The organism is Anabaena sp. FACHB-595 (assembly GCF_048568275.1).
Classification (GTDB): Bacteria; Cyanobacteriota; Cyanobacteriia; order Cyanobacteriales; family Nostocaceae; genus Trichormus.
The window spans coordinates 5,230,399-5,257,354 of record NZ_CP183473.1 but is presented as its reverse complement, the minus strand read 5'-3'; the positions used below and the strand labels follow the sequence as shown (position 1 = coordinate 5,257,354).

Genomic DNA, 26,956 nt, shown 5'->3' with positions numbered 1-26,956 from the left:
GTATTCAAATAGACATGATATTAGACTTAAATGTAGGGCATGGTAGTACCATGTCCTTTAAACTAAAATTGCCCTAAAAGGTAATAGGAGCATATATGGAGCCAATTATTGCTATAGTCTTAGCGCTTATCGGTTATGCCTTAGGATCTGCAAAAATTATTAATGAAGGGAATGCAGCCCTTGTTGAACGCTTAGGACGGAGACATCGCACACTAAATCCAGGCTTAAACTTCATCGTGCCTTTGGTTGATCAAGTGGTGATGGAAGATACCACAAGGGAGCAATTTATCGATATCAAACCTCAAAATGTCATCACTAGGGACAATATCTACCTAGAAGTTGATGCCATTCTTTTCTGGCGTATCCGGGATATGGAGAAAAGCTTCTATGCAATTGAAGACTTGCAGGGAGCGTTGACACAACTGGCAACAACCACACTCCGGGAAGTGATTGCTCAAAATACGGTAGAAGACACCAATGTCACCAGAGATGAAATGAACCGAACCATCTTAAGTGAGTTGAACAGCACAACAGCCGATTGGGGCGTTGAAATTATCCGGTTAGATATTCAAAGAATTACACCACCGGAAAGTGTGCGGAAAACAATGGAAGAGGAACGAGCGGCTGAATTCAAAAAACGGGCGCTAATTTCCGAAGCTGAAGGAGAACGTCAAGCTGCTATCAAGAAGGCAGAAGGCACAATGACTTCTATGCAGATAATTGCCGAAGCATTGCGTAGTAATCCCGAAAGTAAAGAAATTCTCCGTTATTTGGTCGCTCAAGATTATATTAATGCAAGTTACAAACTAGGAGAAAGTACCAATGCCAAGGTCGTGTTCGTAGACCCAGGCAAATCGGGTGAATTGATGAAAGAGGTCATGGCTGAGACCGTAAATACTGATGGTAATGGGAAGAGTGGGGAGCATGGGTAGACAGTGGGGAGCAGGGGGCAGAGGAGCAGGGGACAATAACTCAATTTTCAGAACTCAATACCTCACCCCGAAAGAGTGCATCAGCAACTAGGGATACATCACGCATCTCTTGAACATCATGTACTCGCAGGATATCAGCTCCGTTGAAAATAGCAGCGCAACAAGCCGCAGTCGTTCCCCAAACTCGTGCTTTGGGATCTGGTTGATTTAAAATTCGACCGATAAAACTTTTACGGGATGCCCCTACTAAAATAGGACAATTTAGCGCCCGTAATGAACGTAAGTGGCGTAGTATTTCTAAATTTTGTTCGTAGTTTTTAGCAAAGCCAATACCAGGATCAATGATAATTTTTTCGGGTTGAATACCCAAAGTTGTGGCTGTGGTAATTTGGTTAGCTAAAAAACTAGAAATTTCTCCCATTAAATCTTGATAATCGGTAAATTGCTGCATAGTCTGTGGTGTACCACGGATGTGCATCAATATAATTGGCACGCCTAAAGTTGCCACTGTGGGCAACATTTGGGGGTCAAATGTGCCACCAGAAATATCATTAATAATATTTGCTCCAGCTTCTATAGATGCTTTAGCTACGACTGCCCTAGTTGTATCCACTGATATGGGTACAGAAATTTGCGATCGCAATATCTGGACTATTGGCAATACCCGCTCCAGTTCTTCTGTCAGGGTGATTTGCTCTGCGCCTGGTCTAGTAGATTGACCACCGACATCGATAATATCAGCACCAGAAGCTACTAGGGCTTTTGCCTGGGCTAAAGCGGCAGATGTAGTATTAAATTTACCACCATCACTAAAACTATCTGGCGTTACATTTAAAATGCCCATTAAATAAGTACGCTGTCCCCAGTGGAAACAGCGATCGCCTATGATCAATTTACTGCACATAATTATTTAGTAGAGACGTTGCGGGCAACGTCTGTACATTAGAGTGGACTCTTTAGAGATAGTTGACTATCCTAGCGAAACTTGCAGCTTCTAGACTTGCTCCGCCCACGAGAACGCCATCGATTTCTGGTTGAGCCATAATCTCGTCAATATTATTTGGTTTGACTGAGCCACCATATTGAATCGGCACATCAGAATTCTTCAATTGGCTGCGAATTAAGCCAATAACTCGATTAGCCTCTGTTGTTTCACAAGTATCACCAGTGCCTATTGCCCAAATGGGTTCGTAGGCAATCACCAAATTTGTCTGATCAACATTTATGAGGTCTTTGTCGAGTTGGCTGACAATTAGTGATTCAGTTTCCCCAGAATCTCGCTGTTGTTTGGTTTCGCCTACACAAAGAATTGGTGTTAAACCATACTTTTGGGCAGCTTGGAGACGTAAATTCACTGTCTCGTCTGTTTCCCCAAAAAATTGTCGTCGTTCGCTATGACCGACAATGACGTAACGGACACCAATTTCTGTCAACATTGGGCCAGAGATTTCACCAGTGTATGCTCCATTTTCTGCCCAGTGGACATTTTGCGCTCCCAGTTGTACAAGGCTACCATGTAAGCTCTGAGACAAAATGGCCAGATCAGTGAAAGGAACGCAAAGCAGCACTTCCCGTTCTTGAGGTGTTTCCTCTAATGCAGGCAGAAATTCTTTTAAGAACTCTTGAGACTCTGCCTGGGTTTTGAACATTTTCCAGTTACCGGCAATAACTATTTTCCGCACAGGTGATTTAGTCAAGTTCCTAACGCTACTAGATGCACTTTTCAGTTTATGACTTTTTGTTAGCCATTTAGTCATTTGTCATGAGTCATTTGTCAGTTGTTACTCCCATCTGTTCTCTAGCTTGCTTATTTGCCCAATATCCTGCGAAAAATTACTAGGATGGAAAATAAAGCTAGTTTAAAAATTAAAATTTAAAATATAGAACTGAATATGACCTCAATATTACCCTTGCCTGATCCTCAACCAAGCGATGCAACCAATACTGATACAAGTTCTCTCAACTGGGAGGAAGAACTTGATAGTGCCATTTTTAGCTTTGAAGATATTCAAGCAGAACTCAACTATAAACAAGCGCAATCGGCGCTGCGGAACTTAGTAGACAATATTGACCTCAGTTCTCAGGAAAAGGCTGGCTTAGAGTCAGAAATAGCTGATTTAGAAACCATGTTGGGGAAGTTAGACAGCATGGTGGTACAAATCGCTGCTTTTGGCATGGTGGGACGAGGTAAGTCTTCTTTGCTCAATGCGTTGGTGGGGGAATCTGTATTTGAAACGGGGCCTTTGCATGGTGTTACCCGTGCGGCTCAACGGGTCAATTGGCGGATTAGTGAAGAGGCGATTGGGGAAACAGAACGGGCTTTGCGTGTCACTTTACCATCGGTTGGGCGATCGCAGGTAGAGTTAATTGATACCCCTGGGTTAGATGAAATTGATGGAGAAACCCGCACTGCTTTGGCGGAACAGATAGCGAAGCAAGCAGATTTAATTTTGTTTGTGATTTCTGGCGACATGACCAAAATTGAGCATGAAGCCCTTTCTCAATTACGAGAAGCAGGTAAACCCATAATTCTGGTATTTAACAAGGTAGACCAATATCCAGAAGCCGATAGGACAGCAATTTACCAGAAGATTCGGGATGAACGGGTGCGGGAGTTACTGACACCACTAGAGATTGTCATGGCAGCTGCATCACCACTGGTAAAAACTGCCGTGCGTCGTCCTGATGGCAGTAGGGGGGTGCAGGTGCGTACAGGTAACGCTCAAGTGGCAGAACTCCAGGTGAAGATTTTGGAGATTTTACAACGGGAGGGCAAGGCTTTAGTTGCATTAAATACGATGCTGTTTGCCGATAATGTAAATGAGCAATTGGTGCAGCGTAAATTGATGATTCGGGAGCAGAACGCGAATCAGTTGATTTGGAAAGCCGTCATGACTAAAGCGGTGGCGATCGCTCTCAATCCTGTTACTGTAGTAGATATACTGAGCAGTATAGTAATTGATATTTCTCTTATCTTGGGCTTATCTAAACTCTATGGTATTCCCATGACTGAAGCAGGTGCTGTGCAATTGCTGCAAAAAATTGCCTTGAGTATGGGTGGTATCGGTGTTAGTGAACTCCTGGCAAATTTGGGTTTAAGTGGTTTAAAAACTTTACTTGGTATCTCTGCAACTGCTACAGCTGGTATTTCCTTGGGGCCTTATATCTCAGTTGCTATTACCCAGGCTGGTGTAGCTGGCGTGTCTTCCTATGGTATTGGGCAAGTGACTAAAGTCTATTTAGCCAATGGGGCAACATGGGGGCCAGATGGGCCGAAAGCCGTAATTAACCGAATTTTGGCAACCCTTGATGAAAATTCTATTCTCAATCGCATCAAAGATGAATTACAGGTAAAACTTCATCGGTAAAATTAATAAAACGGTTATTAGTTCCAGGTTAAGAATAGCTAAATTCCAATTTGCTCTCTTACCCACTTTCTAAATGCCCTCTGATTCTTAATCTATTTAAACTATGTTTAAATTTTAATCATTGAAAAAGTGTATTTTTATTAGTAAAGTTACTGAAATTATGTCCATATTCTGAAGGTGAATAGTGATAAAAAATTGGAGTGATAAATATTACCACTCCAAGATTCTGAATAGAGGAGACATTCGTTAACTGATACTACTTGCCATTGCCGTTACTACCATTACCGTTACTAGCAAGTACGCGTTCAGCAAGCTTTTCTGGGACTTCTTGCAGGTGGTCATAAGCCCAATGGAATGAACCAACGCCGAGAGTGAGCGATCGCAGCTCTACAATAAAGTTTTGCATCTCGGCTTGTGGTAGGTAAGCAGAAATATTATCCCAGCCTTGCCAATCTTGTCTGCCTTCGTAGCCCAAAATTTGCCCACGTCTACCACTCAATAATTGCAGCACCTTAGAGGTAAACTCACTGGGTGTTGTCACTTCCACCCGCAAAATCGGCTCTAATAAGGTGGGTTGGGCTTGGGGTATGCCTGTTTGCATGGCTAAACGGGCGGCTTGCTTGAAGGCTTGTTCGGAACTATCAACGGTGTGATAGGAACCATTTGTTAATGTCACCGCCACATCAACCACTGGGAAGCCTAAAGGCCCATGTACAAGAAATTCCCGCACACCCATTTCTACCCCAGGAATATACTGTCTAGGTACTACACCACCAACAATGCTTTCTTTAAAGTTGAAGCCTTCACCCCGTGGTAGGGGTTTGATATCCAGGAACACATCACCGAACTGTCCATGACCACCGCTTTGGTGTTTGTAGCGTCCATGTACTGAGGTGACTGGTTTACGGATGGTTTCTTTATAAGGCACTTGTGGCAAATGGGTAGACATGGGCAAGTTATATTTGCGGCGCAGTCTATCCAGGGCGACTTGCAAATGAATCTCGCCTTGTCCCCACAAAATCACTTCGTGGGTGTCGCCGTGTTGTTCCCAAGCTAAAGAGGGGTCTTCTTCTAAGAGTTTGGTGATAGCGTTGCTGAGTTTAACTTCATCGTTGCGCTTTTCTGGGGTGATGGCGAGGGCGTAAACTGGCTCTAACTGTTGGGCTTTGGGTAATTGCGTCGGCTGTTCTGTGGAGATGGTATCCCCGGTTTTAATTCCTTCTAAACGGCTGAGGGCGACAATTTCACCTGCACCGACTTCGTTCACCGATTGCTGTTGTTGTCCCATGAGGCGATAAATCCCACCAGCGCGCACGCCGTTGAGGATGATACCATCGGTGAGTTTGCCTTGCCATACTCGCACGAGGGAAAGTTTGCCACCTTGGGGAGTGTAATAGGTTTTTAAGACTTGGGCTATGGGTGTATGACTAACTTTTCCTTTGAGGCGACGGGCGGCGGTGGTTTCTGGTTCGGGGGCTTCCCTGAGTAAAGCTTCTAATAAAGGTCTGACACCATAATCTTGTTCCGCGACACCAAAGAAGACGGGAACTACTAAATCTGCCCCTAATTCCATTTTTAAATCTTTGAGGATTTCTTCTGCTGGTGGTTCAATATCTTCTAAAAGCTCTTCCAATAAATGGTCATCAAAATTTGCTAAGGCTTCGAGCATTTCTGCCCGTGCGGTATGTTCTTCTTGTTTGAGATGTTCAGGGAAGGGAATGGGGTCAGCTGGTGCGCCGGGATGATATTGATAGGCTTGTTCACTCACCATGTCGATAAAGCCGGTGAGTTGTTCCCCCCCGAAGTTTGGATCGGCGGAAGCCGCCGCTCCAACTTCTCTCTGCATGATGGGGTATTGGTGAGCTACTAAGGGACGACTGGAAACTGCTTTGAGGGCGTGTAATGTTTCGAGGACATGAATGTTTGCTCGATCCATTTTATTCACAAAGACAAGATGGGGAATTTCCCAATCGTCTAGGAATTTAAATAGAGGAGCAAGGGTGAGGACTCTTTCACGTATTGGTTCGCAGACTACAATTGCCGCATCAACGCCCATGAGCGCGTTATATGTTTCTTGGGTAAATTCAACGCTACCCGGACAGTCTATAAAGGTAAAACGAATGTCGTTATACTCAGCGCAGGCAGTGCTGATTTCTACGCTCATGTGGCGATCGCGTGATTCATTCGCACTATCCCCAACTGTGTTAGTATCCTTAACGCTGCCTTTGCGAGAAATCGCTCCTGTGACAAATAATAAGCTTTCTAGTAAAGTTGTTTTTCCACTTAAATAAGGGCCGACAATGGCAACATTCCGCGAACCTAATCTGACTTTTTCGCTCATAAAACCTCCCTTGCGGTAAGTCTCAATACCGCATTGCCCTGTTTTGTCAAAGATGAATAATCCGAGAATTACCCTCTCTTTAACTTGTTATTATCCTTCCTTTAATCAAAGGTGCAAAAAATTGTAGCCTGTCGTAAGATTTATCTTAAGAAACGTTAAGCGATACAAACTTTAATGCAGAATCTAGAATTTTTGTTAAAACGTAATTTTGAATGTCAGTTTATTTGAAGTAAAGATAACGCAAATTGTTGTGAGTTAGCCCATCAATGAGACTACCATTCTATAAATATCGCATAACAGCGTTGCTGAGTTTGATATTACTAGGTGAATGCTTGACACCAGCCAGAGCAACTATCCCCATCATCCCCAAATTATTAGCACAATATAGTCTTCCTACAGCCCCTACCTTATTAAATCAGGGATTACAGGCAATCCAAGCCGGTAGGCTCCAAGATGCGATCGCTGCTTTCCAGTCAGCCATTCAGTTAGATCCTAACCTAGCCGCAGCCCACTACAATCTCGGTTTAGCACTGCGACAAACTGGACAATTACAACCAGCCGCCGACGCATTTTATCGCGCTACTCAAAGTGACCCCAATTTTGCTTTAGCCTTTGCTAATTTGGGCGGCTCATTATTGGAAGGCAATAATTTACAACAAGCCAATGACTATTTGCAACGTGCATTGGAATTAGAACCAAGGTTGGGTTTTGCACATTATAACTTGGGGTTAGTCAGACAGCAGCAACAAAATTGGGAAGGAGCGATCGCCTCATTTCAAAAAGCAGTAGAGTTGAGTAAAAATGCACCGGAACCTCATTATTATCTAGGGATTTCTTATTTACAACAAGGTAAATTAAATGAAGCTAAAAATGCTTTCAATCAAGCGATAAAAATCAACCCGCGATATTCCGAAGCTTATTATAATCTGGGCGTTGTCTTATTTAATCAAGGCCAACCCCAAGAAGCATTAACAGCCTTTAGAAAGTCAGCCGAAGCTAATCCTAATTATCCCAATGCTTATTACGGTGCAGGATTAGTTTTTACCCAATTAAATCAATATGGTGAAGCAGCAAAAGTATTTAATCACGCCAAGAATTTATATAGTACCCAAGGGAATCCCCAATGGGCAAAAAATGCCGAACAATTGTTACAACAAGTACAAAATTTAAATTCTCAACCACGCGGAGGTAAGAATAATTAACCTACGGTAAAAATGAGATATGGGGTGAATTAATTATTGTCGTCTCCAACTAACCCCTATCCACATGAACAAGAAACTCAAAAAGCGTACCAAGAGTAGATTTTTATTTTGCGATCGCTGGTTAGATCGTCATGCTATTGTTAGGCAGATGGAAGCATTTCAAGATTTATTAGTCATAGTCTTATGCTTAGTTTTATTCGTCGTCATGCTTATACAGTTGTGGGGTATATTTATAGCACTTACTCAGCCACTCAACTATAAAGTAGTCACGGCAAAAATACTCTTCATCTTGATTTTGGTGGAATTATTTAGACTATTAATGGTCTACTTGCAGGAACATAGTATTTCTGTAGGTGTAGCCGTAGAGGTAGCTATTGTATCAGTTCTGCGAGAAGTAGTTGTTCATGGCGTACTAGATATCTCTGCAATTCAAACAGCAGCAATTTGTGGTTTGTTATTTATCTTGAGTATTTTACTGTTAGTTTGTGCCAAGACACCACACATGGATTGTATGAGTGCCAACACAAAACTCTGTCCAATTTTTTCCCAAGGAAAAAGAGAACAAGAAGCCGAGTTTGAGTATTCCCGTAACTGTGACGAAAATCAATCTCACGCCTAAACACGAAAAACTCTATATTTCCGCGCCTATGCGTGAGATAGCCTACCCTACGGTAACCAACGAGCAGCATCTTTAGCGTGATAGGTTAAAATCAGGTCAGCACCAGCACGCTTAAACCCAGTTAAAGTTTCCATCACTACGCGCTGTTCATCAATCCAACCATTCAGCGCCGCAGCTTTCACCATCGAATATTCACCAGACACATTGTAAGCAGCCACAGGTAAATTACTGGCTTCCTTTACCTGCCAAATAATGTCCATGTAAGCCAAAGCAGGCTTCACCATCAACATATCAGCGCCTTCAGCTATATCTAGTTCAATTTCTCTGATAGCTTCGCGGGAGTTACCAGGGTCCATTTGGTAGGTTCTTCTATCTCCAAATTGTGGTGTAGAATCTGCTGCATCCCTAAATGGGCCATAATAAGCCGAAGCATACTTAGCAGCATAAGACAAAATCGGCGTGTCTTGAAATCCTGCTTCATCTAAACCTGCGCGAATTGCCTGCACAAAGCCATCCATCATCCCGGAAGGGGCGATAATATCCGCACCAGCTTTGGCTTGGGAAACTGCGGTTTTCTTCAACAATTCTAAAGTAGGGTCATTCAATACTCGTCCTGTCAAATCACCCACTTGCAAATAACCGCAATGTCCATGACTGGTGTACTCGCACAAACAAGTATCCGCAATTACAATCAAATCGGGTACTGCTGCTTTTACAGCCGTTGCAGCCTTTTGGACAATACCGCAATCATGCCAAGCACCTGTCGCATCTGTATCCTTATCTGCGGGAATACCAAACAAAATAATTGCGGGAATGCCTAAATCGTGAACCTCTTTAGCTTCCTCAACAATCTTATCTACCGATAGTTGATAGACACCAGGCATAGATTTTACTTCGTTAGCAATTCCTTCTCCGGGAACAGCAAACAACGGGTAAATCAAATCATTGGTAGTCAATACAGTCTCACGTACCATGCGGCGTAATTGGGGATGGGTACGCAAACGACGAGGGCGGTGTGTTGGAAACATAAAGTTTTGTAAAAAATAACAATGGTATGGACACAAAACAAAGCGTCACAAAAGTCTGGCGAAACTCCGTTGTCGTCGGACAGACTACAAAAAGTGCTTAACTGTCCTTTGCCCTACTCTGCTTCAAGTTGTGGGGCAATTTTGTATTTTACCGTGCTGTTGCGTGTTATTAGTTGTCAGTGTTGTAGATGGGAATTTTTCCACTCGGTAGGCATCTGTATTACATCTCAAAAATCGAGAACTTTTTAAATTCTATTTGTTAATAATCAGACAATTGAGATTTGACGAAATCAGCGATCGCCTATTTTTAAATTCTCAATTTTTGGGATACATTTATGATAATTTTTATTAAAAAAGTGAGTAATGAATCTTTCTGAATGTCTGCTAACAAGGAAATAAGGCAGCAGATAGCCACCTCTTAGGGCAAACAATCACCCAGAAATCCAGCACAGGTAAACTGTATTTATCATTTCATAAAACTACGGGTTAATGAGCAACTGATTTGCTGATTTAGCTTTTTTTTAAACACCATTAAAGCTTTTTGATTTTTCTATATCTCTAGCTTGAAAAAGATCAGGGTGTAAGGGAAGGATATTTTCCTGCTTGGTTGGGAAATTTTCTACTGAGGGACTGTGTTTAAAAAGTAATTTTGTTAACCCAAGATACATAGAGGAGAATCTATTCTCAAAATCTCAGCGTATTTTGAATTTCCGGGAATAACCCTATCACGAGCATCGTTGTTTTAAGATGAAAAGACTCGCTAAAGTAGAAAAAAATTAAGTTAAGTTACGTAACAAGGAAGTTAATACATTTTATGTCAACTGAAATACAGACGGAACTCCACCAAGCAGTTGAGCTTCGCCGCAATTTTGCTATTATCTCTCACCCTGACGCTGGTAAAACTACGCTGACAGAAAAATTACTATTGTACGGGGGTGCAATTCACGAAGCTGGGGCAGTCAAAGCCCGCCGCGCTCAACGCAAAGCTACCTCAGACTGGATGGCAATGGAACAACAACGAGGTATTTCCATTACATCTACAGTATTACAGTTTGAGTACCAAAATTGCCAGATTAATTTACTCGACACACCCGGACACCAAGATTTTAGTGAAGACACTTATCGCACCTTGGCGGCGGCTGATAATGCGGTGATGTTAATTGACGTGGCTAAAGGTTTGGAACCCCAAACGCGCAAGTTATTTGAGGTGTGTAAATTACGAGGTTTACCAATCTTCACATTTATTAACAAACTTGACCGTCCAGGTAGGGAACCACTGGAGTTATTAGACGAGATTGAGCAAGAATTGGGTTTACAGACCTATGCTGTTAACTGGCCGATTGGCATGGGCGATCGCTTCAAGGGAGTATTTGATCGTCACAAGCAACAAATCCACCTGTTTGAACGTAGCGCTCACGGTAGCAAGGAAGCCCGTGATACAACAGTTGAGTTGGGCGACCCCAGAATTGAAGAGCTATTAGAAGAAGATTTGTATTACCAACTGAAAAACGATCTAGAACTTTTAGAAGGTGTCGGCCCGGAACTAGATTTAGATTTGGTACATCAAGGCAAGATGACACCAGTTTTCTTTGGTAGTGCCATGACAAACTTTGGGGTTGAGTTATTCCTCAAGTACTTCCTAGACTATGCCCTAAAACCCGGTGTCCACATCAGCAGCGTTGGTGAAGTACCTCCCACATACCCAGAGTTTTCTGGTTTTGTCTTTAAATTACAAGCCAATATGGACCCCAAGCATCGAGATCGGGTTGCTTTTATCCGGGTCTGCACTGGTAAGTTTGAAAAAGATATGACAGTTAATCACGCCCGGACTGGCAAAATTGTGCGCCTATCGCGTCCACAAAAGCTCTTTGCCCAAGAACGGGAATCGATTGATGTAGCTTATCCAGGTGATGTGATCGGTTTGAATAATCCAGGTGTTTTTGCGATCGGCGATACAATTTACACGGGGCAAAAGCTGGAATATGAAGGAATTCCGTATTTTTCACCAGAACTATTTGCGACTCTTCGCAACCCAAACCCCTCGAAATTTAAGCAATTTCAGAAAGGCATCTCCGAATTGCGCGAAGAGGGTGCAGTGCAAATTATGTACTCTAACGATGAAGCCAAGCGCGACCCAATTATGGCAGCTGTGGGTCAGCTGCAATTCGAGGTGGTGCAGTTTCGCTTACAAAACGAGTATGGTGTAGAAACCATTCTGGAACTACTACCTTACAGCGTCGCCCGTTGGGTCGAGGGCGGTTGGGAAGCTTTGAACAAGGTGGGACGTATATTCAACACCACCACAGTCAAAGACAGCATGAACCGCCCAGTTTTACTGTTCCGCAACGAGTGGAACTGTCAACAGTTACAGGGAGATCATCCAGAGTTAAAACTCAGCGCGATCGCCCCAGTTTTTTCTAGCCAAACAGTAGAATAATTCAAAATTCAAAATTAATAATACTAGACGTATTAATTACGAATTGCGAATCAAGAATTAGAAATTGCTAGGCTGGAATTTACTGGCATTTAAAATCAGTTCAAGCAAATTTATTATTCAAAGATAAACTCAGAAGCCACTGTCAGGTTTGGGTTCGTTCATTTTGAATTTTGTTGGCGCAGCCTTGCCGTAGGCTATTTTGTAGCTTGCTTCCCGCAGGGTATTTTGAACTGATACCGCGCTGTTGCATCACCGTAGATCAATTAGCAGAGATGGGAGTGCCAGAATTTCTATGCCTTCACATACTGAATCGGCTTTGGAGGCTGGTTTAGCGGCCCTCAAGCAGGGAAATTATCAAACAGCGATCGCTCAACTAGAACCCATCGCCACCCAGGGGAATGGAACGGCTAGCCTGCAAGCTAGAGTAGGTTTAGTCATGGCTTATGCACGTAGTGGCGAACTCAAGAAAGCGATCGCCCTGTGTCAAACTCTAACCGAAAGCCAAAATACCCAGGTGAAAGAATGGGCTAATGTTGCCCTGACACACCTGACAAAAAAACGCAAAAAGCCGCAAAATTCTCATCATGCAGCCGCAGATACATCTCCAGCCGCAACTACCAAGCCTCACTACTCATCATCTGTGCCATCTGTGCCATCTGTGGGCTTGCAAAATAAATATGTAGGTAACAACGGCTTATTAAACTCTCCAGGTTATACCCAACCCAAAGAATTTGGGATTTATTGGCGACAAGCAAAACGCGCCAAAGTCTGGCAACCTTTAAAAAAGCCGAGTTTAATACCTTTGCGGTTGCTATCAGTAGGAACATTTATCGCCCTGTTTTGGGTGCTGAAAGAAATCCTCAAGTCCGTCATGGCAGCCATTAACATCACTTTAGTGAAACTGCCTTACTTGGAACCATTGCAGCTATTATATCGAGATCCTAGCCGATTGATATTAGCTATTTTGTTCATAGCGATCGCCACATCGCCTTGGTTACTAGATTGGCTCTTAGCTTATTTTTATGGACAAAAAGAGCTATCTAAAGATGTACTGCCTAATTACAGTCGGGAAACCTCCCGTGTTCTACATCGTTACTGCCAACAGCGACATTGGCCGTCACCCCAACTACGGATTTTACCCATAGCTGCACCCATAGCGTTGACCTATGGAAACTTACCTCGGAACGCCAGAATCGTTGTCAGTCAAGGATTATTAGAACAACTTGCAGATGATGAGATTGCTGCTATTTATGCTGCACAACTAGGACAGATCACTCACCAAGATTTTGTCCTCATGTCATTGGTACTGCTGATCACCCTACCAATTCATCAATTGTATCAGCAAGTTGCTGTATGGGCAGACAAATTATCAAAAGGCGCATTTCACTGGCCGTTGACCATTACTTCTAGTTTGATCTATGGATTGTGGTGTGTGTTGACTGGTACGGCGTTGCTTTACTCACGACTTAGACCTTACCACAGCGATCGCCTAGCGGCAGAAGTTACAGGTAATCCCAATGGCTTGACTCGCGCCTTGCTGAAGATGAGCATCGGCATTGCGAACGATGTAAAAAGGGAAGAACAAACCAGTGGTTTATTAGAAAGCTTAAATGTCTTGCTGCCAGTCAGCTATCAACAAAGCATTTCTTTAGGGAGTATTGCTGGTCATCTGACCTTTGAATCTTTGTTGATGTGGGATAGTATTAACCCCTATCGCCGTTGGTTAACAGTTAACAATACCCATCCTTTAATAGGCGATCGCATCCGTAACCTCTGTCAAATAGCCCAGCATTGGCATATAGATCCAGAAGTTCATATAACTAGCCAACAATCACTCAGTGAACAGACATTACAAGTCACCCGTCAATCATTCTTACGGCAAACAGCTCCTTTTTTCGGTGTGCCTCTAGGTTTCGTCTTTGCTGGATTAATTTGGCTAGTTTGGCAAACTGCCTTCGCACTCAAGTTTTTAAATTTAAAGTGGATTTATGAAGATTTGTCTTTCGTGACAGGTTGCCTACTCATCGGCTTCAGCATTGGTACAGTCATCAGGATGAACTCCTTTTTTCCCAACATTAAGCAAAGCAACATCCACACTGATCAACAACTACCCCACCTGTTAGCAAATCCCTCTAGCCTACCCATAGACAGCATTCCTGTGCAGTTTGTCGGCAAGCTATTAGGTCGCCAAGGCATGAGTAACTTTCTATCCCAAGACTTAATTCTCCAATCCAGCACAGGCTTAGTGAAATTACATCATGTTTCTTGGCTAGGACAACCAATTAATCCCCAAGATTTGGTTGGTCGGCAGATTATTGTTACAGGTTGGTTTCGCCGAGGTGCTACACCCTGGATAGACATCCAAACTATCCAAACCCAAAGTGGTAAAACCATTCATAGCCCCCACCCCATCTGGTCTATTATCTTGGCAGTCGCAGCCCAAGCCTGGGGAGCCTATATTTTCCTCGTGGGTTAGCCAAGGGGATTAACTAATGAAAAATGAAAATGTAAATAAATATTGCTATTTATTTTAAATAATGTTACATTTTCTTAAGAAAAATAGATAGCCAAAATAACACAACTAGCGAGCTTGGTTGTATCTATTAGGCTCCTTGCGCCAATCTATCTGTTTTATCCTCCCAACACAGCAGCAAATCGACCAGCCACAGGCTGGTTTTTGTTTCTTTATATTTATGCTTGAGAAAAAAAAGTACTTTATGCTAGGATGCCTCAATACTAATGCTAGAAAAGTGTATGATGAACTAGCTACGTAGAAAATACCGTGGTAATGTAAAGAGTGGTATTTAACTCTGCGGGCTAGGGCAGACAAAAAATTATTACTGTAGTAGGCAGTAAAATAACAAATTTAAAACTTTTAGAATTAAGGTGGTAGTAGTCGAGCGTTGGTACGCTCTATGATTAAACAAGCTTGATCCCAACAAAAAACTGTATTGTATAAGTTGACAGTTTGGAGTAAAAAATTGGTTTACGGCAGTCTTGGTCAATAACACATAAAAGTCAAAGCCAAGCAATTGATTTGTTGCCTTGCCATGTTCACCATGTTCATTTAACTCTGGAGGTATAGTTCATGTCCGTGCGCCTATACATAGGCAATTTGCCAAAAGAAGAAATAGACCGTCAAGAATTGCAAGCTGTTTTTGCCGCAGAAGGCGATGCTGTGACGACTAAACTCATCAAAGACCGCAAAACTGGTAAATGCCGTGGTTTTGGGTTTTTGACGGTAAACAATGATGAACAAGCTGACCAAATTATTGAAAAGTATAATGGTCAGATGTTTAAAGAAACGCCTATCAAGTTAGAAAAAGCTTTACCACGAACAAAAGGTGATGAAGGCGAGGAGCAAGCAACTCCTAAACCTGTAACTACCTCCGGTGGTCATGCGGCTCCTAACACCAACAAAGAAGGTAGTCGTCGTGATAAAGGCGCTAAGAAGTCTCGACGTGGCGGTGGTAATCGGGAAAATACCACCACAACCACCACTGATTCAGATGCTATTCGTCCAGATCCCCGTTGGGCTTCTGAATTAGAAAAGCTGAAGCAGATACTAGCAGCTCAAGCCACAAATTAAGTGAGCAGACTGAGAAATTAAAAATTAAAAGTCAGAATTTTTTTTGATTTTTAATTTTTAATCGTTAGTAGATAACAATTAACTATATCAATGGTTAAGTGTCGCTATTTTTGTAAGTGCATTGGGCTATGCTCCAAGTTAGGTGTTAAGGTTCCGCCCACCGCAAGCGATCGCTACTTTTGAGTAAATATTGGGCTTATACTGAGTAGCACCAGTAAATACTGACAGAGGTAGCGATCGCCTAAACTACAGTTTAGCTGATTGCACTTGTCGAAAATAACTAAACCTTCTTCTATCTTCCAGAGTCAGAAGTGCCAAGGTGAGGGCAAGGTACGATTCTTCCACTGGAATTATGGCAGGGGAAAGGGACAGGTTTCCACGAATCAACTGATCTTCAGTCGCACGGAAAAAGGCTTCAAAGCCACCTGCTATCAGGGTTTTAGAATGATTCTATTTCCTAATCTATCTGGCAACTGCTATAGTTTTGATTTCTTACGTATATCTAACATAAGATTACAGTAAAAATTGAATAACTTTTATACCCCTTGAGTCTCAATGAACATCAGACTAGACTCAAGGGGTTTTTGTCGTTAGGGACTTGCCTAAGACTAATATAGCTGGGGACTGGTGACTGGGTGAAAAGTCTTGTTGTGTCTAGCTTGTATCATCTCATTGATGTTCTAACACTATTGGCAACAGCTATAGCTGAGAATGGTGTAGGTTGGGTGAAGGAACGAAACCCAACATTCTCAAGACTTTGTTAGGTTACTATTCTTTTAACTCCATCCCCTTGTGGGTGAATTTTTCTGTCATAGGGACAACAATTACCTATTACCTAAATCGACTCTAGTCTCCTGCCACTATTTTTCAGAAAGTGCGGTGCTTCACACTAACAAAACATAGCAGAAATGTCCTGCTTTCCTCTTTGCTGTTCCTTATGTTTTTTGAGAGACGTAATTTTTTCCGAGAAAGAATTTAAATGATTCGCAAAAGAAGAGAGAGAAGCAATTTTTCTCATCTCCGATAGCTGTTAAATTCTCCGATGAAAACTTAAACTCTCACAGAGTTTTTATAGGAAAACTGTATTGAAAATTACAAAAATCTTATTTACTTATTAGTAACATTGGTGACTCATCTCTTAATGACGATAGTCATGATAATTTAATGGGTAAAATTAAGTAATTACCAGGAATATTTAAGAATACAAGCGGAGTTAACGAGTAAATTTACGGAAATATAGGAATTCTTTTCAGTAAAAATACGGTTAATTTTGAATTAATCAATTGGGAATTAGCGTATATTTGCTGAACCAATATGATCACGTATTGGTGAAATAAACCGATAAATTTGTAGCGCCCAAAAAAAGTATATCTGCATATTCATCACTATCTAAATAGAAGTTAATCTATCACAGGCATTAGATATACGTATAACCACTTATATATAAAGAGATTAAATGTAAATGCTGAACAAAAAAGTATAATTCTCGTAGTATGTATATAACAATCTTTGACATATTAAATTAAAATAAAGATTACTCAACGTTCCTACATAATTCCCGCATATAGTGGTGTCAGCACACTAAAAGCTGACCGCGACTTTACTTAAAATCAGCAACACACACAAACTATGAACTCTAACACTGAAAAACGCATAGCTTTAATTTCAGTTCACGGAGACCCAGCAATCGAAATTGGCAAAGAAGAAGCTGGAGGGCAAAATGTTTACGTGCGCGAAGTGGGTAAAGCATTAGCCCAACTGGGATGGCAAGTGGATATGTTTAGCCGCAAAGTGAGTCCTGAACAAGAGTTAATTGTTCACCATAGCCCACTTTGTCGGACAATTCGGTTAACAGCAGGGCCAGAAGAATTTGTACCAAGAGATAATGGCTTTAAATATTTACCAGAATTTGTACAACAACTGCTTCGATTCCAAAAAGAAAACAACGTTAATTACCCATTAGTGCATACAAACTACTGGCTTTCTAGTTGGGTGGGAATGCAGTTAAAAGCAATCCAAGGAAGCAAACAAGTTCATACTTATCACTCTTTAGGAGCAGTCAAGTACAAATCTATAGATACGATTCCTTTGGTTGCTACTAAACGTTTATCGGTAGAAAAACAAGTATTAGAAACAGCAGAAAGAATCGTTGCTACCAGTCCTCAAGAACAGCAACATATGCGATCGCTAGTTTCTACTAAAGGTTACATTGATATCGTTCCTTGCGGTACAGATATTCACCGCTTTGGTTCAATTGCTAGACAAGCCGCAAGAGCAGAATTAGGAATTGATCAAGAAGCAAAAGTGGTCTTGTATGTAGGACGCTTTGATCAACGTAAAGGCATAGAAACCTTAGTACGTGCCATGAATGAGTCTCAATTGCGTGACACGAATAAACTCAAACTAATTATTGGTGGTGGTAGTACTCCTGGTAATAGCGATGGCAGAGAGCGCGATCGCATTGAGGCCATTGTGCAAGAATTGGGCATGACGGAAATGACTAGTTTCCCAGGCCGCCTCAGCCAAGATGTCCTCCCTGCTTACTACGCTGCGGCTGATGTTTGCGTTGTTCCCAGTCACTATGAACCTTTTGGATTGGTGGCAATTGAAGCAATGGCAAGTGGTACACCTGTAGTAGCCAGCGATGTTGGTGGACTTCAATTTACGGTAGTTTCCGAGAAAACCGGTTTATTGGTACCACCAAAAGATATTGCTGCGTTCAACATTGCAATTGATAGAATTTTGATGAATCCACAATGGCGGGATGAGTTAGGCCTTGCTGCGAGGAAACACGTTACCCACAAATTTGGTTGGGAAGGAGTAGCTAGCCAACTGGATGGAATATACACTCAATTATTGACACAACAGGTTAAAGAGCCAGCATTGGTAACTAAATAGACGCTTTTTAGCCTATTCTTTCATTGATTAATGGAAAATTAGTAATAATCAAATACCAATAAATTAGGGTTAAGGCTTAGAATTATACCTCTTCCCTAAATTTTTTTGTCTTTATTTATCATAATTAAAATATCCCTACATCAAAAAATCATTGTTAAGCCATAACGATAATGGTATTTTCTTACAAGGGTCTACTTACGTAGATACCGTATCAGTAGCAAAGCAATATTATATTTTTGTAGTCAAGGGAACAAAATGATACCACCTGACAATTTTCTGAGCAAGAGTAAAACTCTGGCATCTTTAGGATTAATAACCCTGGGACTATTTCTAGCGCCTCAATCGGCACAAGCTGTATCACTCATTCCTTTAACTTCTGTGGATGCTAATCCTGGCTTTGATGATATAGATTTTAATTTGTTGTTGGATAACCGTGACTTTACAGAACTGTTTGTAGCTGAAGGAAGAATTGGTAATAATGCCATCGGTGGAGACCGGGAATTAGGTATTAACAGAGATGTGAGAGCGACTTCAAACCCTGGTCTAGCAGTTGCTCAAGGTCAATACAATTGGGGAAGAGGCATTCTCAGTGATTTTACCCTCGCTTATACAGGCAATCAGGTAACATTCTCTGTTAGCCGTGCGGGCATTACACCAGTAGTACTCTCCACAACTGCATTTAGTGGGGATATAAACCACATATTTTTACGTACCTTTGCTCAAGGCGGTAGGCCTATAGATGATAACAATTTCTTAGGACTTTCTGGCTTGTCTCTCAACGGTACTGCCATACCCAACATCTCCTCTCTTGGTACAACTAGTAGCAGAGATGTGGACTATATAGCTATTGGCGACGTACCAACAAACTTCATACTCACTGGCCAAGCAGAGTTTGACTGGGATGGTAATCGCCCCACAGGTTCTAACCTCGCTTTTCAAATTAAAGTCGGAAATAGCAGAAGAGTACCAGAACCAAGCATTTTGGGAGCTATCTTGACAACAACGATCGCTGGATCATTTCTCGGTTACAAAAAGAAAGTAGCTAGTCAACAAGCTTAAGACGAATAGCAAACTTTAATTAAAACTCAAGAATATTCTCCAGCCGACAGCCTGAACTCACCAAAGTTCAGAATAGCTAACGGCTTTTTTAATTTATATAACTGAGAATTAGGGAAGAGAGAAGTATACTAACCATTGTCTTGTAAATGCCAGTGACTAATTTGTTATGCAGCCAGTAGACTTTACCACCCTTACAGCTACTTGTAGCGAACTCCACGCTCACTGGCTACCATCCCGCCTAGAGCAAGTTTATCAGCGCGATCGCTACACTATTGCTATAGCGTTACGTACCCTCGATAAAAGAGGTTGGTTACAAATTTCTTGGCATCCTCAAGCAACTCATATTTGTATTGGTGATCCACCTCCACGTACACCAGATACCTTTACCTTCAGCCAACAACTAGTCCACCAGTTGGGGGGATTAGCCTTAGTTGCAATTGAAGCGATCGCCCCTTGGGAGCGTGTAATTGATTTACAATTTGCCCGCCGCCCTGGAGATGCTGCACTGTATCACATCTACGGGGAAATTATGGGTAAATACAGTAATGTGATTCTCACCGATGCCAACAATCTAATTATTACTGCTGCCCATCAAGTGAGTCAGCAACAATCAAGCGTGCGTCCTATCCTCACAGGACAACCTTATGAAGCACCGCCCAAACTCACCGGAACTATCCCCAGTTTGCAGGAAACTCAAGCAAGGTGGCAAGAAAGAGTCAGTTTAGTCCCAGGAGCAATTAAACGTCAGTTGCTCAAAAGTTATAGCGGCTTGAGTGCTGTGTTGGTAGAATCCATGTTATTGGTAGCCAACATTGCCCCAGAAACTACCACGGATACCCTACATCCTGAAGACTGGCAAAGGTTATTTGCACGCTGGCAAGAATGGCTACACACCTTAGATAGTGGTAAATTTCAACCAGCTTGGATGGCAAACGGATATACAGTTATGGGTTGGGGTGCTGTTGCACCAGTCCAAGATATCCAAACATTAATCAACGAATACTATACCAAACAGCTAAATCAACAATTATTTGCTCAATTACGCCATCAACTGACTCAGAAATTAAGTAATATTTTAGGCAAATTACGTAATAAAGCCCAAACCTTTAGCGATCGCCTACAGCAATCAGATAGAGCCGATGAATATCGCCAAAAAGCTGATTTATTAATGGCGCACCTGCAAAATTGGCAACCAGGGATGAAAGAAATTAGCATACCTGATTTTGAGACAGGTGAGCCTGTAGCGATCGCTCTTTTGCCTGATAAAAATGCTGTGCAGAATGCCCAAAATCTCTACAAACAACACCAAAAACTCAAACGCGCTCGCATAGCTGTCGAACCGCTACTGCAAGAAGTACAAGCAGAAATCGATTATTTAGAACAAGTAGAAGCTGCAATTTCCCAAATAGATAACTACCAAACAGCAGAAGATTTGCAAGCTTTAGAAGAAATCCGCGACGAGTTAATTGGACAGAAATATTTAGAAGAGTTAGAGTATCGTAGCCGCAATAACAACGAAACTGCTAGCACTAACTTTCACAACTATCGTACCCCTAACGGTTTCACAGTCTTAATCGGTCGCAACAATCGTCAAAATGACCAATTAACATTTCGAGTAGCCGGAGATTATGACCTATGGTTCCATGCCCAAGAAATCCCTGGCAGCCATGTACTATTGCGTTTAGAACCGGGTACAGCACCAGAACTATCAGACTTACAATATGTAGCCGATTTAGCAGCTTACTACAGTCGCGGTCGCCAGAGTGATCAAGTACCAGTCGTTTACACTCAACCCAAACACGTTTATAAACCCAAAGGTGCTAAACCAGGAATTGCTATTTACAAACAGGAACGCATCCTTTGGGGAAAACCGCAGTTAGTAGATATAGAGAAGGTAGGAAGTTGAGGGAGCAGGGGAGCAGGGAGCAGGGAACAGGGAGCAGGGGAGCAGGGAGCAGGGAGCAGGGGAGCGGGGGGAGAGAACTAGAACTTACTTCCAGAGTTTTGCCCAGTCCCCAATCCCTAGTCCCCAGTCCCCAGTCCCCAATCCCCAGTCCCCAATCCCCAGTCCCCAATCCCTAGTCCCCAATCCCTAGTCCCCAGTCCCCAATCCCCAGTCCCCAATCCCTAACTTTGTAATCTGACATCAATGACAGTTGCATTGAAATTGTAGTTGAAGCCTTCCAACTCAAAGGGCATACCAATTTTTACCTTACTGTTGCCTAAAACAGGGCCGTCCTTAGTAACTTGGGCTTTACCGTTTAAGGTTAAAAGCATATCTGTACTAAAATTATTAGCTTTGGGATCTGGTAATTCTTTCACAGAACCATCTGGTTGAGTAGCGACTACGGTTCTTGGTAACTGTTCCACAGACTTAATTTCAATCTCACCATAAGGTTGATTGCGGATAATAACCTTAGTTTTACCGCCTGTTTTCAACCCATTGCCAGCTAACTGTTGTGGATCGCGCACATTTAAACCGCGAACAACCAAATCTACTTCTATGGGTACTGTTTTTGCACCGACTTGGGCAACACTACCAGAAGTACCTGGAAATACAAAGATGCCAAATATAACCATCACAATAACGAGCAAAGCCCCTAAATCCAGAATGTTGACTTTGCCAAACAAGCGACCTTTGGAATCTAAAATAGCCATAAAAATTTTTCCAAATCAATGTGAGGTAATTGATTTTAACAACAAGTTTTATCAGTTACACCGCAACTTTTCCATTGCTGGCAGTTGCATTTACGCGACAGTCTATCATGAGTTGAGAAATGGGGATTGGCAAAAGGCAGGGAAAGCAAGGAAAGAAAAGAACTGTGGACTATTGACCAATGACAAATGACGACTGACAACTGACCAAGTTAAAAATGCAACTTACAAAAGGATAGATACGTCTTCTTATTTAGTGTGGTTCCAAAATTATCTTCTAGCCAAATTTATGATGAACAGGAAAGGCTTAATGGCAAATTACCGTGTGTGGCGGCGGCGCTGGTTTTATCCATTAATTTCGGTGGTAGTCGCTGTGAGTCTATGTTTGGGTACACCTTTGGTTGGAAGGGCTATAGACTTACGACCCCTTTTATTACAAGGTGTGCAAGTACTTCAGCTGTCTAATATATCCGATCGCCAAGAAGTTGATCTGGGCAATCAGATGAATCAGCAATTACGTAGTAGCGAAGTGAAAATTTCTCGGAATGCAGAAATTACTCGCTACGTAGACCAAATTGGACAGCGCTTGGTTGCAAATAGCGATCGCCCCAATCTTCCTTTTACCTTCCAAGTTGTGGAAAATGATGCTGTTAACGCCTTTGCCACTTTAGGCGGCTTTGTTTATATCCATACGGGTTTACTGAAAACCGCAGACAATGAAGCGGAATTAGCCAGTGTGATAGCTCATGAAATTGGTCACATCGGCGGTAGACATCTAGTAAAACAGATGCGACAACGAGCGCTGGCTAGTGGTTTAGCTTCAGCTACAGGTTTAGACCGCAATACAGCTGTAGGACTGGGTGTGGAACTAGCACTAAACCGTCCCCGCAGCCGTCAAGATGAGTTTGATGCTGACACCAGAGGGTTAAGAACTTTAACAAGAGCGGGTTATGCACCATCGGCGATGGTTTCATTCATGCAGAAACTCACGAAAGGTGGTGGTTCTGTGCCGGCATTTTTGAGTACTCACCCAGCCACAGGCGATCGCATTACTTCTCTCAGGCGTGCTATTAATTCCCAAGGCAGTAATGGGCGTGATGGCTTAGATAATGCTGCCTATCGCGCTAGAATTCGGTCAATACTTTAAAAAGTGCTGAGTGCTGATCTAAAAGACCACCCACACTTTGTGGGGCATTTACCCAGTGTACTTTTCTTACTCAGCATTCAGCACTGAATGAAACTTGTTTTATCTTGAATTTTGAATTGTTAAGCTCGCTGTCTGCTACTGCGAACCGCTATTTTTTTAGGATCAACAGTAATTACTCCTTCCTCTAAGGGTAAGGTGCGTAAGCAGTTAGTAAAAATATTAATTTGGTAAATTAAATTATTGGTGATGTCTAATGCGGTTAACCAACCACTGCGGGGATGATATGCACCAGTATCTATATCCAGCCAACCCTGTCCTTGAGCCAATTCACCAGGATTTACACCAGGGAAAGTAAATGTAATAGTGTGACCTATAATTACTAGTTTATCAGGAAAATATGGCTGGGGAATACTATGAAAATCTTCCCTAATCCAGCAAAACTGTTCTGAGGTTTGTTCTGATAAGGGTAGGTTAGGGTCAAGACCAGCATGAGTCAACCAAACGTCACCCAAGTCAATGTATGTGGGCAAACTCCTTAGCCATTCTAAATGTTCTTTAGGAATGCTTTGATCTGGATAACTGGCGATCGTTGCATGACCTCCACTATGCAGCCATGCTTGCGTTGTGGCGACGGAAATATCACCACTAAGGATGTTTAATAACATCTGCTCGTGGTTTCCCAACAGACAAAAATAATTATTGTCTCTGACTAAATCTATTACGTATGAGCTGTGGGGGCCACGATCAATTAAGTCTCCCAAAAAATAAACTTGGTCATCACCACCTGGAGCGATCGCTGCTAATAAGGTCACCAATCCCTCATAGTGTCCATGTACATCCCCAATAACTATTCTACGTTGACTAGTTTGGCTCATCGGTTCTTAACTGGAATAACTCAGCTGAATAATTTTGCTACAGTTTAGGCGGTTAGGATTCCGCAACAATAGGTAAAAACTACTTGAAGAATTTAAAGTTATTGTAGATGTTTCTGACAAAATCAGCCCTGGCTACAAAGGTCAAATCACACTCCTACAAATCTGCGCTCGGTTAGCCTAAAATTTATAAAGTCATTTTATTGATTCCTCATCTTAACAATGTCTGAACAGTTTTCTGCGGAAATTAGCTCACGCATCTGCAATCACATGAATGAAGACCATGCAAATGCGGTAGTGCTATATGCTCAGGTTTTTGGCGGAGTTACCCAGGCCGAATCCGCCCAAATGCTGGCAATTGATGCTCAAGGTATGGATTTAACCGCACAAGTAAATGGCGAATCTGTCCCAGTGCGTATCCACTTTGATCATGTTTTAGCCGATGCAGAAGATGCCCATCACACCTTGATTGCAATGGTAAAACAAGCTAGAGTTCAGGCAAAGTAGAAAATTTTTTGGGTTGGTAATGGGTAATGGGTTTTTACTATTACTGATTATCAACACCTTTTCGCTGATGCTGGGTTGACAAAATCGTGTAAATCTGAATCCCAAACACTAATGTAAATTAAATCGCAGTTCTGACGGACAATTTGACCCTTAACTCCACCTGAGGTAAAGCTAAAATTATCTGACTGGCGTTGTTGGATTTTTTGTAAGCCTTGCTGAATTTTTGCCGTAGATTGTCCACCCAACATCCCATTTAGCGTAGCTTGCATGATCTCTGGGTCTACCGACTGAGCAAAAGAAACTTCAGTTTGGCGTAGCACACCAGATTTACGATCAAATAAGTATCCTAAGTCAACTTGATTGGGAACTAACCGATATACTACTGCACGAGTATTGCCCCACACACCTCTTAAGTCTCTATTTGGTTTACCGAGTGTGGCTTCTACTGTGCTTCTGGCTGTACCTGTGGGAAACGCGGGAACACTTGATCTGGTTGTATTTGCTTTTCTTCGAGGTAATGAATCTACTTGAGTTGGGGGTGCGGGAACAGGTTGATTCTCTGGTTCTGGTATGGATGTGGGTTGTGGTGCTGGAGTATCAGCTGTGATGGGTGTGTTGTCTGGTGCGGGTGTGAATACTGCTGGCGGATTAGGGTTTTCTTGGCGGGTTTCAGGTTGTGGCGGTGTGTCGGGGGCTACTGGCTGTTCTGTGGAATCAGGGAGAATAGAATCTGGGGAAACAGGCGGAGTATTGGGTGCAGTGGTGGGAATTTGAGAGACTGGTGAAGGGATAGGATTACTGACAACAGGTGTTTGCGATTGTGGCTGACGCGTCAGAGTAGACATTGCTACTCCTGCCATTAAACCACCTGCTATGAGACCACCGAAGATTAAAAGAGACTTTTGGCGATTGGGTTCAGCCCACCGTAGAGGTTCGCCTTGAGGTTTAATAGCTGGAATAGATAAAGCTTGGGTTTGTTGGGTTGGTGTAGTGCTGGGAAGGATGCTAGGTTGAGCAGTCACACTAGATGATAAAGCATATAACATTTTACTGGCAGTACTGTAGCGATCGCCTGCGTGGGGTTTAATGGCTTGATTCAGCACAGATACTAGTTGCTGTGAGACATGAGGAGCCATGTTTTGCCAAAGAATCTCACCGGTTTGGGGATGAGTTGGCAATTCTTCAGGACTTTTACCAGTTAACAAATAAATCGCTGTCAAACCTAAGCTATAGATATCAGTGGCGTAAACTGGTCTACCTACGGCTTGTTCACTAGGCATATATCCGGGTGTACCAATGACGAGCGATCGGGTAGCATATCCTGGGGAACTGACGACTGAACGAATGGTTTCTTTAACTGCACCAAAATCAATCAAAACTGGCTTTTGGTCAAAATCACGGAGAATTATATTATCGGGTTTAATATCTCGGTGAATAATCCCTTTACTGTGGACATAATCTAAAACTGATAGCAGACTCAACAGAATTGTTTTAACAATACCTTCGCCTTGAATGCCTTGGGATACCAAAAGCTGTCTGAGGGTGTGACCATGAATCCATTCTTGCACGAGGTAAAACTGCCCATTCTCGGAAAAATAGGCGTATAGTCTGGGAATTTGGTTGCTGTGTTCACCCAAAAACTCTAGAGTCGCTGCTTCCCTCTCAAACCGTTGTTGAATAGATTGATAGGCTTGTGGGTCGTTGCTTACTGGTTTGAGTCGCTTAATCACGCAGCGACGACGAGAAGGCATATGAGTATCTTCCGCCAACAAGGTTTCTCCAAACCCCCCAGCACCGAGTATCTGAATTACTTGATAGCGATTGTTCAGCAGAATAGATGTCATGGAAAGTTCAAAGTGTCCGCCCTTTCTCAATGTACATCACGATGTGGTGATAGGTTATGTTCCCGCGAATATGCAGGATATCCCATTGCTATGGCAATTTTGTTGTAGCTATACCAATTCAATTAATGATTGCAACACATCATTGGGTGAAATGAAGACGCGATTAATCGCGTATCTACAGATGGTTGATTGGTCGCATTCTTTTTTCAAATTGGTATTACTTTGAGAATTTAAATAAGGTGATACGCACCTAGAGCAAATATTTTTGCGTCAGATCTTTCCATAGTTAAGAGTCCAGAGTTAAAGGCTAGCTTGGACTGTGGACTGTGGATTTTTGACAACCTGAGTGCGAAATCTACCATTTAAATGCGTAAAAGGTTAGCTGATTCATGAGTTTTTTCTCATCAATTATTTAAATAGTTTTCATGCTTCTGTATGACATTGATAACTAACGCCGT

At 42.3% G+C, this 26,956-nt stretch carries 19 protein-coding genes; 12 read left to right on the top strand and 7 right to left on the bottom strand.

Annotated features, from left to right (window positions below; translation table 11 throughout):
* The first annotated feature begins 95 nt into the window (after positions 1-95).
* Positions 96-932, top strand: a complete 837-nt coding sequence (locus tag ACN222_RS21920) for an SPFH domain-containing protein (protein WP_010998524.1) — start codon at positions 96-98, stop codon at positions 930-932.
* A gap of 40 nt (positions 933-972) precedes the next feature.
* Here ACN222_RS21920 and folP read toward each other — a convergent pair whose 3' ends face one another.
* Positions 973-1,836, bottom strand: a complete 864-nt coding sequence (gene folP, locus ACN222_RS21915; RefSeq protein ID WP_010998523.1) for a dihydropteroate synthase — start codon at positions 1,834-1,836, stop codon at positions 973-975.
* A gap of 52 nt (positions 1,837-1,888) precedes the next feature.
* Positions 1,889-2,614 (bottom strand): triose-phosphate isomerase, encoded by a 726-nt coding sequence (tpiA, locus tag ACN222_RS21910; RefSeq protein ID WP_010998522.1) that lies wholly within the window; start codon positions 2,612-2,614, stop codon positions 1,889-1,891.
* A gap of 210 nt (positions 2,615-2,824) precedes the next feature.
* On the opposite strand from tpiA, the gene ACN222_RS21905 reads away from it, so the two are divergent.
* Complete coding sequence (locus ACN222_RS21905; RefSeq protein WP_010998521.1) at positions 2,825-4,300, top strand: GTP-binding protein; 1,476 nt, start codon at positions 2,825-2,827, stop codon at positions 4,298-4,300.
* Between the two features lie 256 nt (positions 4,301-4,556).
* Here the strand turns inward: ACN222_RS21905 and ACN222_RS21900 are convergent, their stop codons facing one another.
* Positions 4,557-6,641: an elongation factor G gene (locus ACN222_RS21900; RefSeq protein ID WP_010998520.1), complete on the bottom strand. Its 2,085-nt coding sequence runs from the start codon at positions 6,639-6,641 to the stop codon at positions 4,557-4,559.
* Between the two features lie 266 nt (positions 6,642-6,907).
* Between ACN222_RS21900 and ACN222_RS21895 the strand changes: the two genes are divergently transcribed.
* Positions 6,908-7,843, top strand: a complete 936-nt coding sequence (locus ACN222_RS21895; protein ID WP_010998519.1) for a tetratricopeptide repeat protein — start codon at positions 6,908-6,910, stop codon at positions 7,841-7,843.
* A 64-nt stretch (positions 7,844-7,907) separates the two neighbouring features.
* On the top strand, positions 7,908-8,462 hold the full coding sequence (locus ACN222_RS21890) for a phosphate-starvation-inducible PsiE family protein (RefSeq protein ID WP_010998518.1): 555 nt from the start codon (positions 7,908-7,910) through the stop codon (positions 8,460-8,462).
* Positions 8,463-8,509: 47 nt separating this feature from the next.
* Here ACN222_RS21890 and hemB read toward each other — a convergent pair whose 3' ends face one another.
* Positions 8,510-9,490: a porphobilinogen synthase gene (gene hemB / locus ACN222_RS21885; protein ID WP_010998517.1), complete on the bottom strand. Its 981-nt coding sequence runs from the start codon at positions 9,488-9,490 to the stop codon at positions 8,510-8,512.
* An 814-nt stretch (positions 9,491-10,304) separates the two neighbouring features.
* Between hemB and prfC the strand changes: the two genes are divergently transcribed.
* The 6 genes from prfC to ACN222_RS21855 all read left to right on the top strand — a co-directional run bounded on the left by prfC (position 10,305) and on the right by ACN222_RS21855 (position 21,379).
* Positions 10,305-11,927: a peptide chain release factor 3 gene (gene prfC, locus ACN222_RS21880; protein WP_010998516.1), complete on the top strand. Its 1,623-nt coding sequence runs from the start codon at positions 10,305-10,307 to the stop codon at positions 11,925-11,927.
* Positions 11,928-12,219: 292 nt separating this feature from the next.
* Positions 12,220-14,403, top strand: coding sequence for a zinc metalloprotease HtpX (locus ACN222_RS21875; protein ID WP_010998515.1), 2,184 nt, complete (start codon positions 12,220-12,222; stop codon positions 14,401-14,403).
* A 612-nt stretch (positions 14,404-15,015) separates the two neighbouring features.
* Positions 15,016-15,516, top strand: coding sequence for an RNA recognition motif domain-containing protein (locus ACN222_RS21870; protein WP_010998514.1), 501 nt, complete (start codon positions 15,016-15,018; stop codon positions 15,514-15,516).
* Between the two features lie 1,629 nt (positions 15,517-17,145).
* Entirely contained in the window at positions 17,146-18,414 is a 1,269-nt protein-coding gene (locus tag ACN222_RS21865; RefSeq protein ID WP_010998513.1) for a glycosyltransferase family 4 protein, read from the top strand.
* Between the two features lie 255 nt (positions 18,415-18,669).
* Complete coding sequence (locus ACN222_RS21860) at positions 18,670-19,473, top strand: choice-of-anchor W domain-containing protein (RefSeq protein WP_010998512.1); 804 nt, start codon at positions 18,670-18,672, stop codon at positions 19,471-19,473.
* A gap of 166 nt (positions 19,474-19,639) precedes the next feature.
* On the top strand, positions 19,640-21,379 hold the full coding sequence (locus ACN222_RS21855; RefSeq protein WP_010998511.1) for an Rqc2 family fibronectin-binding protein: 1,740 nt from the start codon (positions 19,640-19,642) through the stop codon (positions 21,377-21,379).
* A 221-nt stretch (positions 21,380-21,600) separates the two neighbouring features.
* Here ACN222_RS21855 and ACN222_RS21850 read toward each other — a convergent pair whose 3' ends face one another.
* Positions 21,601-22,131, bottom strand: coding sequence for a DUF4330 domain-containing protein (locus tag ACN222_RS21850; protein WP_044522166.1), 531 nt, complete (start codon positions 22,129-22,131; stop codon positions 21,601-21,603).
* A 286-nt stretch (positions 22,132-22,417) separates the two neighbouring features.
* Between ACN222_RS21850 and ACN222_RS21845 the strand changes: the two genes are divergently transcribed.
* Positions 22,418-23,275, top strand: a complete 858-nt coding sequence (locus ACN222_RS21845; RefSeq protein WP_190449762.1) for a M48 family metallopeptidase — start codon at positions 22,418-22,420, stop codon at positions 23,273-23,275.
* Positions 23,276-23,394: 119 nt separating this feature from the next.
* Here ACN222_RS21845 and ACN222_RS21840 read toward each other — a convergent pair whose 3' ends face one another.
* Positions 23,395-24,150: a metallophosphoesterase family protein gene (locus tag ACN222_RS21840; protein WP_010998507.1), complete on the bottom strand. Its 756-nt coding sequence runs from the start codon at positions 24,148-24,150 to the stop codon at positions 23,395-23,397.
* Positions 24,151-24,369: 219 nt separating this feature from the next.
* Between ACN222_RS21840 and ACN222_RS21835 the strand changes: the two genes are divergently transcribed.
* Complete coding sequence (locus tag ACN222_RS21835; RefSeq protein ID WP_010998506.1) at positions 24,370-24,654, top strand: DUF2470 domain-containing protein; 285 nt, start codon at positions 24,370-24,372, stop codon at positions 24,652-24,654.
* A 50-nt stretch (positions 24,655-24,704) separates the two neighbouring features.
* Here ACN222_RS21835 and ACN222_RS21830 read toward each other — a convergent pair whose 3' ends face one another.
* Complete coding sequence (locus ACN222_RS21830) at positions 24,705-26,498, bottom strand: serine/threonine-protein kinase (protein ID WP_010998505.1); 1,794 nt, start codon at positions 26,496-26,498, stop codon at positions 24,705-24,707.
* Positions 26,499-26,956: the final 458 nt, after the last annotated feature.

Coding starts and splice junctions, on each gene's coding strand:
- ACN222_RS21920 (WP_010998524.1), top strand. CDS start 96: ATGGAGCCAATTATTGCTATAGTCTTAGCGCTTATCGGTTATGCCTTA.
- folP (WP_010998523.1), bottom strand. CDS start 1,836: ATGTGCAGTAAATTGATCATAGGCGATCGCTGTTTCCACTGGGGACAG.
- ACN222_RS21905 (WP_010998521.1), top strand. CDS start 2,825: ATGACCTCAATATTACCCTTGCCTGATCCTCAACCAAGCGATGCAACC.
- ACN222_RS21900 (WP_010998520.1), bottom strand. CDS start 6,641: ATGAGCGAAAAAGTCAGATTAGGTTCGCGGAATGTTGCCATTGTCGGC.
- ACN222_RS21895 (WP_010998519.1), top strand. CDS start 6,908: ATGAGACTACCATTCTATAAATATCGCATAACAGCGTTGCTGAGTTTG.
- ACN222_RS21890 (WP_010998518.1), top strand. CDS start 7,908: ATGAACAAGAAACTCAAAAAGCGTACCAAGAGTAGATTTTTATTTTGC.
- hemB (WP_010998517.1), bottom strand. CDS start 9,490: ATGTTTCCAACACACCGCCCTCGTCGTTTGCGTACCCATCCCCAATTA.
- prfC (WP_010998516.1), top strand. CDS start 10,305: ATGTCAACTGAAATACAGACGGAACTCCACCAAGCAGTTGAGCTTCGC.
- ACN222_RS21875 (WP_010998515.1), top strand. CDS start 12,220: ATGCCTTCACATACTGAATCGGCTTTGGAGGCTGGTTTAGCGGCCCTC.
- ACN222_RS21870 (WP_010998514.1), top strand. CDS start 15,016: ATGTCCGTGCGCCTATACATAGGCAATTTGCCAAAAGAAGAAATAGAC.
- ACN222_RS21865 (WP_010998513.1), top strand. CDS start 17,146: ATGAACTCTAACACTGAAAAACGCATAGCTTTAATTTCAGTTCACGGA.
- ACN222_RS21860 (WP_010998512.1), top strand. CDS start 18,670: ATGATACCACCTGACAATTTTCTGAGCAAGAGTAAAACTCTGGCATCT.
- ACN222_RS21855 (WP_010998511.1), top strand. CDS start 19,640: ATGCAGCCAGTAGACTTTACCACCCTTACAGCTACTTGTAGCGAACTC.
- ACN222_RS21850 (WP_044522166.1), bottom strand. CDS start 22,131: ATGGCTATTTTAGATTCCAAAGGTCGCTTGTTTGGCAAAGTCAACATT.
- ACN222_RS21845 (WP_190449762.1), top strand. CDS start 22,418: ATGATGAACAGGAAAGGCTTAATGGCAAATTACCGTGTGTGGCGGCGG.
- ACN222_RS21840 (WP_010998507.1), bottom strand. CDS start 24,150: ATGAGCCAAACTAGTCAACGTAGAATAGTTATTGGGGATGTACATGGA.
- ACN222_RS21835 (WP_010998506.1), top strand. CDS start 24,370: ATGTCTGAACAGTTTTCTGCGGAAATTAGCTCACGCATCTGCAATCAC.
- ACN222_RS21830 (WP_010998505.1), bottom strand. CDS start 26,498: ATGACATCTATTCTGCTGAACAATCGCTATCAAGTAATTCAGATACTC.